The sequence below is a fragment of the Brevibacterium pigmentatum genome (assembly GCF_011617465.1).
GTDB classification, from domain to species: domain Bacteria; phylum Actinomycetota; class Actinomycetes; order Actinomycetales; family Brevibacteriaceae; genus Brevibacterium; species Brevibacterium pigmentatum.
Genome location: NZ_CP050153.1, coordinates 3,761,395 through 3,774,656 on the forward strand (window position 1 = coordinate 3,761,395; position 13,262 = coordinate 3,774,656).

11 protein-coding genes are annotated in these 13,262 nt (G+C 66.8%); 6 read left to right on the top strand and 5 right to left on the bottom strand.

What is annotated here, in order from left to right; all coding sequences use genetic code 11:
* Positions 1-483 precede the first annotated feature (483 nt).
* Both otsB and GUY30_RS17045 read right to left on the bottom strand, forming a co-directional pair.
* Positions 484-3,129, bottom strand: a complete 2,646-nt coding sequence (otsB, locus tag GUY30_RS17040; protein ID WP_167200221.1) for a trehalose-phosphatase — start codon at positions 3,127-3,129, stop codon at positions 484-486.
* A gap of 35 nt (positions 3,130-3,164) precedes the next feature.
* Positions 3,165-4,001, bottom strand: a complete 837-nt coding sequence (locus GUY30_RS17045) for an HdeD family acid-resistance protein (protein WP_208091448.1) — start codon at positions 3,999-4,001, stop codon at positions 3,165-3,167.
* A 170-nt stretch (positions 4,002-4,171) separates the two neighbouring features.
* Here GUY30_RS17045 and GUY30_RS17050 point away from each other — a divergent pair, with 170 nt between their 5' ends.
* The 3 genes from GUY30_RS17050 (at position 4,172) to GUY30_RS17060 (ending at position 6,360) form a co-directional block, all read left to right on the top strand.
* The gene (locus tag GUY30_RS17050) at positions 4,172-4,801 is read left to right on the top strand and encodes an ArsR/SmtB family transcription factor (RefSeq protein WP_167200224.1); all 630 of its coding nucleotides are present in this window, start codon (positions 4,172-4,174) and stop codon (positions 4,799-4,801) included.
* An 87-nt stretch (positions 4,802-4,888) separates the two neighbouring features.
* Positions 4,889-5,989, top strand: coding sequence for a serine hydrolase domain-containing protein (locus GUY30_RS17055; protein ID WP_167200227.1), 1,101 nt, complete (start codon positions 4,889-4,891; stop codon positions 5,987-5,989).
* Positions 5,986-6,360, top strand: a complete 375-nt coding sequence (locus GUY30_RS17060) for a hypothetical protein (protein WP_167200230.1) — start codon at positions 5,986-5,988, stop codon at positions 6,358-6,360. The genes GUY30_RS17055 and GUY30_RS17060 overlap by 4 nt, the downstream gene beginning before the upstream one ends.
* A gap of 81 nt (positions 6,361-6,441) precedes the next feature.
* On the opposite strand, the gene GUY30_RS17065 is transcribed toward GUY30_RS17060, so the two are convergent.
* On the bottom strand, positions 6,442-6,948 hold the full coding sequence (locus GUY30_RS17065) for a Rieske (2Fe-2S) protein (protein ID WP_167200233.1): 507 nt from the start codon (positions 6,946-6,948) through the stop codon (positions 6,442-6,444).
* Positions 6,949-7,131: 183 nt separating this feature from the next.
* Here GUY30_RS17065 and GUY30_RS17070 point away from each other — a divergent pair, with 183 nt between their 5' ends.
* Both GUY30_RS17070 and recQ read left to right on the top strand, forming a co-directional pair.
* Positions 7,132-8,343, top strand: a complete 1,212-nt coding sequence (locus GUY30_RS17070) for an MFS transporter (protein ID WP_208091449.1) — start codon at positions 7,132-7,134, stop codon at positions 8,341-8,343.
* Between the two features lie 15 nt (positions 8,344-8,358).
* Positions 8,359-10,194, top strand: coding sequence for a DNA helicase RecQ (gene recQ / locus GUY30_RS17075; RefSeq protein ID WP_167200236.1), 1,836 nt, complete (start codon positions 8,359-8,361; stop codon positions 10,192-10,194).
* A gap of 96 nt (positions 10,195-10,290) precedes the next feature.
* Here the strand turns inward: recQ and GUY30_RS17080 are convergent, their stop codons facing one another.
* Complete coding sequence (locus GUY30_RS17080) at positions 10,291-10,851, bottom strand: OsmC family protein (protein WP_167200239.1); 561 nt, start codon at positions 10,849-10,851, stop codon at positions 10,291-10,293.
* Positions 10,852-11,066: 215 nt separating this feature from the next.
* Between GUY30_RS17080 and kynU the strand changes: the two genes are divergently transcribed.
* The gene (gene kynU / locus GUY30_RS17085) at positions 11,067-12,368 is read left to right on the top strand and encodes a kynureninase (RefSeq protein WP_228281507.1); all 1,302 of its coding nucleotides are present in this window, start codon (positions 11,067-11,069) and stop codon (positions 12,366-12,368) included.
* A gap of 75 nt (positions 12,369-12,443) precedes the next feature.
* Here kynU and GUY30_RS17090 read toward each other — a convergent pair whose 3' ends face one another.
* Positions 12,444-13,196 carry an MOSC domain-containing protein gene (locus tag GUY30_RS17090; RefSeq protein WP_228281509.1) on the bottom strand — a complete coding sequence of 251 codons (753 nt, stop codon included), beginning with the start codon at positions 13,194-13,196 and terminating at the stop codon, positions 12,444-12,446.
* Between the last annotated feature and the right edge of the window lie 66 nt (positions 13,197-13,262).

Genomic DNA, 13,262 nt, shown 5'->3' on the forward strand with positions numbered 1-13,262 from the left:
GCACCGGCGCCCTCATCAGCTTCCGCGGTTTCTCAGTCCAAGGCAGGATCGGCCATTTCCTCGCAGGTTCCCTACCCGTGGGCGACAGTCCCGATACCGGTCTGGTCGAAGTTGCTGTCCTCTGCAGTCGTCCCGAGTCCATGACGACTGATCGTGCACGTTCGGGCTGCCTCACCGCTAGCGCTGGAGAACTGCCTGTGGACAGCGGTTGCGCGTCCACAGGGCGCAGCACACGAGTGGAGCACGGAGGAGAACGCTAACGAAGGACTGTTCAATCCACGCACGTACCGTGGAAATCGACCTCCGGAGAGGGTTCAGGGCCCGACAAACCTCACCAATCCCGGCCCCGGCTGAATACGAATGTGGCGAAAAGTCTGAATCCGCCGCGAATTTCGGACATTTCGCCACTATCAACTGGCGAGCGCGGGCAGGTGAGTCCACAGCCACTGCACCCCAAGTGTCACGCCCGACCGCGTCCGGCCCTCAGCTGAGGCGGAGGGCGTCGAGCTGCTGGGCGACGCGGATGTAGCCGAGGTGCGAGTACGCCTGCGGGTGATTGCCCAAGTGCATCTCGGCGACGGGGTCGTATTCCTCCGACAGCAGTCCGGTGGGCCCGAGCAGAGCGTCGACCTGCCGGAACAGATCCCAGGCATCGTCGATGCGGCCGACCTTGATGAAGGCTTCGATGAGCCACGTCGTGCAGATGTGGAACCCGCCCTCGAGTCCGGGCAGCCCGTCATCGTAGCGGTAGCGGAACACCGTCGGGCCGACCCGCAGCTCCCGCTCGATCGCGTCGACCGTGGACACGAACCGCGGGTCGTCGGCGTCGAGCAGTCCCGAGAGTCCGACGAACAGGGCCGCCGAATCCAGGTCCGTCTCACCGTAGGCGACGGTGAACGCCCCGACCTCCTCGTTGAACCCATGCGTGAGCACATCCTGGGCGATCTCCTCACGCAGCTGCCGCCACGCGCCGGGCGGCTCCCGATCGAAGCGGTCGGCGATGCGCAGCGCCCGGTCGACCGTCACCCAGCACATCACCCGCGTGTACACGTTGTGCTTCGGCGGACGTCTGGCCTCCCAGATCCCGTGATCGGCCTCGAACCACCGTTTGCCCACGGCTTCGACCATCTGACAAGTGAGCGTCCAATAATCGTCAGGCAGCTCGCCGAGGTGGTCGCTGAGTTCGTCGAGGAGCTCCGTGACCGGGCCGAACACGTCCAGTTGGACCTGGTGTTCGGCGGCGTTGCCGACCCGCACCGGCCGTGATCCGGCGTATCCGGGCAGGTGGTTGAGCACCGCCTCGGTGGTCAGAGCCGAACCGTCGACGGCATAGAGCGGATGGAGCTGTTCGGGAGAGACCGTGTGCTCAAGGATGCCCGAGAGCCAGGAGAGGAATCCTTCGGCCTCACCGGTGGAGCCGAGGGCGAGCAGGGCGCGGACGGTCATCGATCCGTCGCGCAGCCACGTGTACCGGTAGTCCCAGTTGCGGACTCCGCCGATGCCTTCGGGCAGGGAGGTCGTGGGGGCGGCGAGGACTCCGCCGGTAGGTTCGTGGCAGAGAGCGCGCAAGGTGATCGCCGACCGGATGACCTCTTCGCGGTGGTGGCCGGGCAGGGTGAGCGAGTCGACCCAGTTCGTCCAGAAGTTCAGGGCGCGTTCGCGCACATGATGCTCCCCGCCGGTGGCCATATATCCGGCGTCTCCGGTACCGGTCCCGCAGGCGAGGACGAGGACGACGGATCCGCCGGGCTTCTGCGAGGGTACGACGGTCGCCTCGGCGGTGTGGGAGTCTCCGTTCTCGATGAGCTCGAAGTCGATGCCGGGGGCGTGGAGTTCGATCGGCTCCGCGGTTCCGAGCACCGCCACCCCGTCATCGGTCCTGGTCATGCGGGTGGGAACCGTGGCGTAGTCGAGCCTGGGGGCGAAGCGGATGCGGGTGGGGGTGTCGCCGGTGAGCACGCGGACGACGATCGTGTCGTCGCTGTGTCCGTCGACGGGTGCGAGGTAGTCGACGCAGCTCAGTCCTGCCCATCGGGTCTCGAGCAGGGTCGAGTTCCCGAGGTACCGCTGGGTCAGCGGGGCCGCCCCGTTTTCGGGGGCGACGGCGAAGAATCCGGCCGCCTCGGTGCCGAGGACCTCGGAGAACATCGATGCCGAGTGCGGCAGCGGGTGCGGCATCCAGCAGATGCTGCCGGCGGGGTCGATGAGCGCGGTCGACTGTCCGTTTCCGATGAGGCTGTGCCGCTGGATCGGGGTGGCACGGCGCCCGAAGAGCCAGGATTTCCGCAGCTCGAACAGTGCACTGAGGACGATGGAGACTTCCGCCGGTGAGTCCAGTCGGAAGTCCGCGTGAGTGGGCGCGGCTTCGGCACCGACCTTGAGCCCGAGGTCGTCGGCGCCGAGTGTCTCGAGCGCGAATTCGTCGGCAGTGTCATCGCCGATGAACACGACGGCTTCCGCTCCGGTCTGGCTGCGCAGCCGGGTCAGCGCATCGGCCTTCGAGGAGGGCACGACGGACAGGTCGATGACCTGTTTGCCGCGAGTGGGGTGGATCGGGTGAGCGGACGCGAGCTTCTCGACGGCGGCTTCGATCTCACGCCGGTCGGTCTCGTCGAGTCCGCGCAGGTGCACGGCCGCGCCCGTAGTCTTGTGCTCGATGACATCGCGCGGCAGGGTGCGGGTGAGATCGGCGCGGAAGTCGGCGAGGACCGTTCGCTGCGCTTCAGTGAGGGTGTCGATGGTGAATGTGTCGGTCTCACCGCCGTGAGACCCGAACAGGTGGACCTCCCGGGGCAGGCGTGACATCGCCGCAAGGTCGCGCAGGCTGCGACCGGAGATCACCCCCGCCGAGGTGGACGGAAGCAAGGCGAGCGCGCGCAGTGAATCGACCGAGCCCTCCAAAGGGAAGGCCTGGCCGGGAACGTCGACGATGGGGGCGATCGTCCCGTCGTAATCGGTGGCCACCAGCAGGGATGGCGACCGGGAGAGTTCGAAGAGCCGCCGGAAGAGAACGGGGTCGAGTGCTCGGCTCGCTTCGGCCAAGTCGCCCAATAATTCGGAGGACCTCACCGAGGCGGCAATGGTGGCCAATCGGGATTCGGTTGCGCTCTCGTGCTCGACAGTGCTCATCTCACCTCGGATGTCTCGGTTGGCTCGGGTGCCGGTCAGGGCTCTTTCGTCACGCGGGTGTCGCTGTCCGGATCGTCCGGATCACCGGAATCGGCCGTGCGATCGGCCTCGCCGTCGGGGTCCGTTGAGTCGGGCGTGTCCGCGGCATCGGACCGGCTCGTATCGTCGGCGGCGTCAGCGGCACCCGCGGGGGCAGCGTCGGCGCGGTCGGTCGCCTCGGTGGGGGTATCGATCTGTTCGGGCAAGGCACCGAGCTTTGCCAGCTGGCGGCCCTTGCTCAGGCGGGAGTAGCCGCCGATGATGAAGATCACGCCGGCGATGAGGGTCGCCGCTCCCGTGAAGCCGAGGATCGACAGGGCCTCCATGCCGTCGCCGAAGACGAGGATGATGCCGAGCAGGACGTGGACTCCGGAGGCGATGAGGAAGTCCGAGGCCATGGGCTGGGACCGCAGCTGCCGGTAGGCCCAGAATTCGAGTGCGCCGTGCAGCAGGGCCCAGATGCTCAGGGCCGCGCGCAGTTCGGCGGGCTGGTCGGCGAGGAAGAGGAAGACGATGGCCGGGATCGCGATGACGGCCTGTCCGAAGATCGCGGTGCGCACGTTCAACGGCGAGCGCACGGCCTGGAAGACCAGGGCCACGGCGAAGAGGATGAGGTAGCCGATCGCGAGGTGGTCGACGACGTCGGTCGGCAGGCTCAGCTGCAGCGGATTGCTCGAATCGCGAGGCCAGAAGACGGTGACGATGCCGAAGGCGACGCCGAGGATTCCGCGTACGACCATGGGCCAGCCGAGTCGACTCGCTGCGGCAATGGCCTGCGGGGCGGCCTCGTTACGCGGGGCTGTGGATTCGGTGCGCGGATCTTCGGTACTCATCACGGCACCAGTCTAGGTCGCCTGCCTGAGTCTGTCCGGTCAGCGTCGACTCAGGCGCGGGGTGGCGACGGCTGCAGGGCAGGGGCGAGGCCGCGTGAGGAATGGGACGAAGGGGCAATCGCTTCATTGCATGTATTTACGTAATTACGTACTTCCAGTATTGTCGAAGCATGGAACCAACACCGTCGGCAGAAGATCGCCTTTCCGCTCTCGAACAACGAGTCGCCGAACTCGAGGCTGCGGCCGCAGAATCCTCTGCATCGCAGGAGCCCGGCGCGACGCCGCAGAAGGCGGACGGAACGTCGTCGATCAGAGCGGAATCACCGGCGCCATACGGTTTCCCGGAATCGTCAGTCCAACCCGCCGCCGGGAACACAGCCCTGCCGGGCGACACCGAGACGTTCTGGGCGCTGCACGGGCTCGTCGACCACGTCGGCGAGGAGGGCGGAGTGACCTACACCGGGTACACGACTCCTCCGGGCGGCAGCGGTCCCGTGGCGTGGCAGATGGGCCTGAGCAGCGCAGGGCTGGCGCAGATCGATTTCGCCGAGGCGGCCGGATCCTTGGCAGCGCTCGGTCACCCGGTCCGCCTGCAGCTGCTCCAAGCGATCTATGAGGGCACGAGCACGGTGGCCGAACTGGGCAAGGACGAACGGTTCGGCACGTCCGGGCAGATCTATCACCATGTGCATGCCCTCGCCGGCGCCGGCTGGTTAGAGAGCGCCCGCCGCGGGCACTGGCGCGTTCCCGCTCAGCGAGTCGTTCCGCTGCTCACCCTCGTCCTCATCGGAACGCACTGACAGAACCTCTCGCCGGCGGGCCGCACGCCCACCGCGCGACCCGAACCCGACCACCACACATTCCACCCCTGCCGACCAGGAGGAACGATGAACAGCCCCAACGCCAACCCCACATCTGCGGCTGCGGGACGGCCGCCTCGGCGAGTGTTGATTGCCGTCATTGCGGCAACCGTCACGGCCGCTGTGCTCGCGGCGATCACCCCGTGGCCGCGCGGCTTCCAAGGCACGCCGACAGGGGACGCCGAGCTCATGACCGAACTCGAGGACGCGCTCGGCAGTCAGCATTGGCAGCATGTGGCCGCGGCCCGCATCGACGGCGACGAGGTGACCTTCGCGGGCGCCGGAGCCGATGAGCACACCGAGTTCGAGATCGGCTCGATCACGAAGACATTCACGGCCGCGCTCTTCGCCGAGGCGATCGACCGGGGCGAGGTCGAGACGGACACCCGCCTCGGCGAAGTCTGGCCGAACCTGGAGGGGAAGGTCGCCGAGGTGACGCTCGAGTCGATTGCGATGCAGCGGTCGGGGCTGCCCTCCCAGGAACCCGCTCCGAGCTTCGGCGACGGGGTGATGACCATGCAGTCGAACTACGTCCACACCGACCCTTACCGCGGGGACGCCGGGGACATCGTCGCCAGCCTCAACGACCTGGACGTGGGCGAGCCGGAGCCCGAGTATTCGAACTACGGGTTCGCCGTCCTCGGCCAGGCCCTCGCCGAGGCGGCCGGGCAGGACTATTCCGAACTCGTTCGCGACCGCCTCACCGAACCTTTGGGGATGAATGAGACATTCGTCCCGGGGTCCGCTGACGGTCTGTCCCATGGGTTCACGGCATCGGGGCTGCCGGCCGCTCCGTGGACTCTCGGCGGCTCGGCGCCAGCCGGCGCGATTCGATCGACGACCCATGACCTGTCGATCTGGCTGCGAGCCGTGAGCGACGGAGCCGCGCCCGGCGCCGAGGCGGCCGAACCTCGAGCCGACTTCGAGGACGACCGCATCGGCTGGGCGTGGTTCACGACGACGCACGACGGCTCGACCATCACCTGGCACAACGGCGGCACCGGAGGGTACCGGTCGTACCTCGGATTCGACAGAGAGAGCGGTGGCGGCATCATCGTCCTGAACGACTCAGCCAACGACGTCGATGAGGCCGCGAGTCTTGTCTCGACGAAGGGAGAACGCTCATGAGTCCCGAACTCGTCTCTACTGTCATCGGGGCCCTCATCGTGGCGTGGGGCGCATTCACCGCGTGGCGAGCGCCCCGCGCAGCGTCCCGGATCGGGCTGCTCTCGGGGATGGTCACGGCGGTCGTATTCGTGCTGCTCATCCGCCTCATCACACCGTTCGGAGGCTGGGAGAGCTGGTTCTTCTACGTCTGGCTGGCCGGAATGCTCGTCATCGTCGTCTCCGTCTTCCGGGCCGCGCTCGTCTGGGCGGACCTGCCGTGGCGATCCGACGATGCGAAGGCCCGCCGGAACGAAGCGAGCGGGCTCGGCTTCTCGGCCCTGCTCGCGCTCCTCATCGCCGGCGCCCTCGTCGTTCCCGGGCTCTTCCTCTGACGGAGTGTGCCCGGCTCCGCGAACGGCCGACCACGACGGGTTGCGAAGGCCGGCGTCGGCCTGAGTCGGTCTCTACGTGCCCTACTGCCCCTTGACGGTCAGTGTGCCGCCGTTTTCGGAGACCTCGTACTTCGCCAGCGGCTCCTCGGCCGGCCCGGAGATCACCTCTCCGGTCGTGACCGAGAAGTTCGAGGAATGGCATGGGCAGACGATGGCCTCCTCGGTGACCCGAGTGACCTGGCAGCCCTGGTGGGTGCACACCGATGAGAACGCGAAGAACTCGCCTTCCTTCGGCTGAGTGACGACGTAGGTGTCCTCGATGACGGTGCCGGAACCGACGGGAACGTCGGAGGCCGGCAGACTTGAGTCCTTCGTCGGCTCCGCCTCCTCGTCAGACGAACACGCCGAGGTGGCCGCCACAGAGCCGCCGATGACCGCAACCGTTCCGGCCACGCCCGCCGTCTTCATCACCCGGCGCCGGGTCGGGTCCGCCGGTGCGGTCGAGTCGGCTTCGGCGGGGCTGTTCGGGGTCGTCGTCATCGGAATCTGCTCCTTCTCGCGGGTGCGCACAATCCGCCATGTGCTCACGCAGGCATGGACTCGTAAGTACCAGCGTACAATTGCAGTCGGTTCACCGGCTGCAGGCACCTGTCAGGATCGAATGGCACCGGACCGATCCTCGGACGATCGGGGCGATGGGCGCGGTGGGCGCGGTGGGCGCGGTGGGCCGCCTCGGCGAGGGACGATTTCAAACGGAAAAGGGGTGCGGCAGTGGCCGACGAGACGGCAGCACACCAGCGGCGCCCGGATCTGCGCATCGCGACGGGATGGGGCCTGGCCGCCTCGGTGTACGTATTCACCGTCGTCATGATGGGCACCACCCTGCCCACGCCCCTCTACCCGCTCTATGAGGAGCGGTTCGGGTTCGGCACCGCATTCACCACTCAGCTCTTCGCGATCTACACGATCGGGGTCATCGGCGCGCTCATCATCTTCGGTCGGCTCTCCGACGGACTGGGGCGACGGGCGGTGCTCAGCCTCGGGGTGATCTTCTCGATCGCCTCGGCGGTGCTCTTCCTCATCGGATCCCACATCGGCCTGCTGCTGACCGGCCGAATCCTGTCCGGTCTGGCCGCGGGGATCTTCACGTCGACCGCCACCGTCACCGTGCTCGAGAACGCGCCCGCCGGGCGCGAACGACTCGCCGGATCCTTGGCCACGGCGGCGAATATGGGCGGGCTGGGACTCGGGATCCTGTCCTCCGGACTGCTCGCCCGCTTCGCTCCCGCTCCCCTGCTCACGCCGTTCCTCGTCAACGCGCTCATGCTCGTCATCGCAGGCTTGGCGCTCATCTTCGTGCGGGACCGAACGCGCGGCGGGGCGACGGCTGTGCGGTTGCAGCTGCCGGGGATTCCCGCCTCGGCGAAGCGCATGTTCCTGGCCGCCTCACCTGGGGCGATCACCGGCTTCTCGGTGTGCGGGCTGTATTCGGCGATCGCGCCGAGCTTCATCGGGCAGACCCTGCACGTGACGTCGACCGCGATCACGGGCGCCGTCGTGTTCCTTCTCTTCGGCGCCTCGGCGACGGCGCAGGTGCTGCTGCGCGGGTTGAGCGACCGTCGGCTCATCATCGGCGGGACCGTGACCATGATCGTGAGCATGGGTGCTCTCGTATGCGCGCTCATGGCGGGGTCGCTGCCGGTGCTCATCGCCTCCGCAGCGTTGGCCGGTGCCGGGCAGGGGCTCGTGTTCATGACCGGGATGCGTGCGATCACCGCGGTGACCGCGCCGGAGCACCGCACCGAGGCGACCACCTCGTACTTCATCCTTGCGTACGTGTTCATATCGGTGCCGGCGATCGGTGCCGGATTCCTCGCCGCCGAGGTGGGACTGGCGAACGCGACCGTGATCTTCGCCGTCGCGGTGGCCGTGGTGTGCGTGTTGGGACTCGTGGCGGCCCGGAGGTTCAGGTCAGTGACGTGAACTAGGGTGGGTGCCATGACCTCCGCAGCCACGACCTCCGCCCTCGATGTCCTCCACGATATCTTCGGCTATGAAGAGTTCCGGGGTCAGCAGGCGGCCATCGTCGACCAGATCGTCGGCGGCGGGGATGCGGTCGTACTCATGCCCACCGGCGGCGGAAAATCCCTGTGCTATCAGATCCCTGCCCTGGTCAGGCCCGGTACCGGCGTGGTCATCTCCCCGCTCATCGCGCTCATGGCCGATCAGGTCGCAGCCTTGGAGAACCTCGGTGTGCGGGCGGCCTACCACAACTCATCCCTCGATTTCGATACCGCGCAGCAGGTCGAACAGCAGCTGCTCGCCGGTGAGATCGACCTGCTCTACCTCGCGCCCGAACGTCTCGTCCTACCGAGGACGATGCGGCTGCTCGAACAGGCGCAGATTTCCCTGTTCGCCATCGACGAGGCCCACTGCGTGTCTCAATGGGGCCATGACTTCCGCAGCGACTATCTGGGGCTCGGCGTTCTGGCCGAACGGTTCCCCGACGTTCCGCGCATCGCTCTGACGGCCACGGCCACTCCGGCCACCCATGCCGAACTCACCGAACGCCTCCACCTCCAGGATGCCGAGCACTTCGTCGCAAGCTTCGACCGTCCCAACATCACGTATCGGATCGAGCCGAAAGCTTCGGCGAGGTCGCAGCTGCTGAACTTCATCACCACCGAGCACCCCGGCGATTCGGGCATCGTCTACTGCCTGTCCCGGCGCGGGGTCGACCAGCTGGCCGAAGCGTTGGCGGCCCGCGGCCTCACGGCCCTGCCCTATCACGCGGGTCTGCCGAGTGAGGTACGGGCGGAGAACCAGGCGCGCTTCCTCCGCGAGGACGGCATCGTCATGGTCGCCACGATCGCCTTCGGCATGGGCATCGACAAGCCCGATGTCCGCTTCGTCGCCCACCTCGATCTGCCCCGGTCGGTCGAGGGCTACTACCAGGAGACCGGTCGAGCCGGCCGTGACGGACTGCCCGCGGATGCGTGGATGGTCTACGGCCTCGGCGATGTCGTCTCCCAACGTCGACTCATCGAATCCGGCGAAGGCGACCAGGTGTTCAAACGCCGCCAGATGAGCCACCTCGATTCGATGCTCGCCCTCTGCGAGACCGTCGACTGCCGACGTGTGCAGCTGCTGCGGTACTTCGATGAGGAATCCGCACCGTGCGGCAACTGCGACACCTGCATGACACCCCCAGTGACCTGGGACGCGACCGTGGCCGTGCAGAAGCTTCTGTCGGCCGTCATCCGCCTCGACCGAGAACGCGGGCAGCGTTTCGGTTCGGGCCAAGTCATCGATGTGCTGCGCGGCAACGACAATGACCGGTCCCGGGCCTCGGACCATGAGAGCTTGAGCGTCTGGGGCGTCGGCGAGGACCTGTCCGAGAGCCAGTGGAAGACCGTCATCCGGCAGGTGCTCGCTCGCGGCCTCCTCGAATCCCATGGTGACTACGGTGTGCTTGTGGTCGGCGAGAACGCCGGCCCCGTGCTGCGCGGAGAGGAGGAGATCTCACTGCGTGTCGACCCGGTGAAGAAAGCCGGAGCGAAGAAGGCCGGATCAAGTCGCCGAGGCGGCCCCGAGGTCGAGCTCGACCCCGCCGATGCCTCCCTGTTCGAGGCACTGCGCTCCTGGCGAGGAGAGCAGGCGAAGGAGCAGGGCGTGCCCGCCTACGTCGTGTTCCCCGATGCCACGCTCTACGGCATCGTCGAGGTCAAGCCGACGACGATCAGCGAACTCGGTCAGGTCAGCGGAGTGGGTCTGAAGAAGCTCGACCGCTACGGCGATTCCGTGCTCGAAGTGCTCGCCGCCCACGCAGGCTGAACCGCCTCGGCCCCTCAAACACCCCATTTGCTACCTGACGGCGGCCCAGCAACCTCGCGCCGGGTTGCTGGGCCGCCCTCGGGTAGTCCTGGGAGGTCAGTTGGTCTTCGTGACGGTGACGTCGATCGGGGTCGGGTTGGTGAAGATGTCGAAGACGGGGCAATGAGCGTCCACGGTCTCCTGCAGCTTCTGGTAGTCCTCGTTGCTGTCGGGTCCGGCGATGTTGACGCTCACGCGCACGGACGAGAATCCGGGGCGCACGGTCTCATCGGCGCCGAAGAGTCCCCGCACATCAAGGTCGCCTTCAGCGCTGACATCGAGTTCGTCGATGGTCAGTCCGAGGTTCTGGGCGTAGAGGCGGTAGACGACGACCTGGCAGGAGATGAGTGCGCCGAGGGCGTATTCGACGGGGTTCGGGGCGGCGTCGTCCCCGGCCAGCGGGGTCGGTTCGTCGACGGTGAAGGTGTGGCGGCCGGCGGTGATCAGTGAGGACACCGAACCGCGGGCGGTGCCCGAGGCCGAGAAAGTCAGCTGCCCGTTCTTCGCCGAGGCGGCCAGTCGTTCGTTCCATGCGTTTCCGGCCGTGGTCAGTCGCGTGGCGCGTTCTTCGTCGCTGATGGCGATGGTCGTGTCGAACTCGGTGGTTGCTGCAGTCATGAGGGTGGACTCCTGATCGAATGGTCGAGCGTGTGGTCGAGATCGTGCGGGTCGGTGCTGGTTTCAGACTAGAAACGAACACCCCACCGCGCGCTCCGCACCGTCTGCTGCCGTCGTCTGGCGTCATGAACAGGTCATAGATCGTCATCAGCCGACGCACGGTAGCCTGGACTGCAGAGAAACCCACCGGTTCCCTCCCCATGTGGAAAGCGACGATGATGACCTCTGACCGGACAGCCGCCTCGGCGAATCCAAGTGCACTCACCCGCGCAGACTGCGAACACCGCGATGCGAACGATCCCCTGCGGAAATTCCGCGGGGAATTCTTGATCCCCGAAGACACGATCTACCTCGACGGGAACTCGCTCGGTCCCCGCACGAAGGGTGCGGCCGAACGCGCCCAGGACGTCATCACCGACGAATGGGGCACGGGTCTCATCGGATCGTGGAACACCGCCGGCTGGTGGGATCTGCCGGCAAAGCTGGGTGAGAAGGTCGCCGGGCTCGTCGGCGGCGGGGCCGGGTCGACCGTCGTCACGGACACCACGTCGATCAATCTGTTCAAGGCCGCCTCGGCGGCGCTGAAGATTCAGGCCGAGGACTCCCCGGACCGGCGGGTCATCCTCACGCAGCGGGAGAACTTTCCCTCCGATATCTACATGCTCCAAGGATTGGCCGAGCAGCTCGGCGACGGATACGAGGTCCGCCTCGTCGACGATGAGGAAGTCACCGCAGGGTTCCCGACCACGATGTCCGACGAGGTGGCCCTCGTCGTCCTCACCCATGTGAACTACCGGACGGGTCGGCTCTTCGATATGGGCACGACCACCTCGGCGATCCATTCCGGCGGAGCCATGGTCATCTGGGACCTGTGCCATTCGGCCAGTGCGCTGCCCATCGATCTGGCCGGAACCGGTGCGGACATGGCGATCGGCTGCACGTACAAGTTCCTCAACGGCGGACCCGGCTCCCCCGCATTCATCTGGGTCGCCGAGGCGCTGCAGAACCGATTCAGCCACCCTCTGTCGGGGTGGTGGTCGCATGCGCAGCCCTTCGACATGGCCCCGGACTACCGGCCCGCCGACGGTATCCGCCGCTACCTCACCGGAACGCAGGGAATCCTGTCGATGTCCGTGGCGGAACTCGGCCTCGACATCCACTCGCGGATGGACATGGAACAGATCCGGGAGAAGTCCCTGGCCCTGTCGGACCTGTTCATCGACCTCGTCGATGAGCGTTTGGCCGATCACCCGGTCGAGGTTGTCACCCCACGTGCGCACGCTCATCGCGGGTCCCAGGTCTCGATCCGTCACCCGGAGGGATTCGCGGTGATGAGCGCGCTCATCGAACGCGGAATCATCGGCGACTACCGCGAGCCGGAGGTGCTGCGGTTCGGATTGACCCCGCTCTACATCGGGTTCACCGAGATGTGGGACACCGTCGAGGCCCTGCGCGATATCCTCGACAACCGACTCTGGGACACCCCGGCGCACAAGGTCCGCGGCGCCGTCACCTAATTGCTACCTGACGGCGGCGCAGCAACCTGGCGCCAGGTATCTGGGCCGTCGTCACCTGCGTTGGGACGTGACCGCTCAGGTGTCCGGAGCCGCAGAGGTTTCGATGACCTCGGCATTGACTCCGAAGTACGGTTCACCCGCCTCATTTCGCAGGCGGCTGGCGACAAGCGTCTTGAGCAGATTGCTGCCCCGCTCCCCAGTGATCGGGTCGAAATCGAGGACAGCACACCGCGCGATCGGATCCCCGATTCGCACACGCAGCGCGCCGGTGTCCGGCACGTTCACCGTCACATCCCGGCCTCGCCAGGTCTCTTCGATGAAGGGTTCGTCCGTGTCGAGGACGAGGGTGGCCCGGAAGCGGGCGGCCTCATCAAGCAGCTCATGGTGACCCGACCGATCGGCGAGTTCCCTCATCGAAGCGGTCGTGACGATCGACAGGCCAGCTCCGTAGATCACGTCTCCACGACGTGCGCGGGCCAGCCACACCGGCTTTCCCAGCCACTCGGAGGCGAGTGCCGAATGCGGGCCGTCAGTGAGTTCGAGGTCGACCGGTCGCTTCCAGTAATTGCAGGTCAGGCGCTCACCCGAGCCGGCTGGCACCCCGGTGACAGAGCGCCCGTCGGGCAGGGTGATCGTCAAAATGTCGTCGACGAGTGAGGTGGTCATGCGGATGAGCCGAGGATTCTGCACGGTCTTGAGCACCTGCCGTCGCTCGACATCGACGAAGCAGAACTCACGATCGCCGACCGGACCGTGAACGTCGACGGCTGCGCTCGGTCGAGCCTCGTGCCGTGTGCCTTTGACGTGGGCGAACCCGAGCGATGGCACTCCGAATTCCCGCGCAGAAGCAGGTGACGGCGGCCCGGATACCTGGCGCCAGGTTGCTGCGCCCCC

Bases quoted from the DNA above. Each gene is read 5' to 3' on its own strand.
- GUY30_RS17050 (WP_167200224.1), top strand. From the start codon at position 4,172: ATGGAACCAACACCGTCGGCAGAAGATCGCCTTTCCGCTCTCGAACAA.
- GUY30_RS17055 (WP_167200227.1), top strand. From the start codon at position 4,889: ATGAACAGCCCCAACGCCAACCCCACATCTGCGGCTGCGGGACGGCCG.
- recQ (WP_167200236.1), top strand. From the start codon at position 8,359: ATGACCTCCGCAGCCACGACCTCCGCCCTCGATGTCCTCCACGATATC.
- otsB (WP_167200221.1), bottom strand. From the start codon at position 3,129: ATGAGCACTGTCGAGCACGAGAGCGCAACCGAATCCCGATTGGCCACC.
- GUY30_RS17060 (WP_167200230.1), top strand. From the start codon at position 5,986: ATGAGTCCCGAACTCGTCTCTACTGTCATCGGGGCCCTCATCGTGGCG.
- GUY30_RS17045 (WP_208091448.1), bottom strand. From the start codon at position 4,001: ATGAGTACCGAAGATCCGCGCACCGAATCCACAGCCCCGCGTAACGAG.
- GUY30_RS17080 (WP_167200239.1), bottom strand. From the start codon at position 10,851: ATGACTGCAGCAACCACCGAGTTCGACACGACCATCGCCATCAGCGAC.
- kynU (WP_228281507.1), top strand. From the start codon at position 11,067: ATGATGACCTCTGACCGGACAGCCGCCTCGGCGAATCCAAGTGCACTC.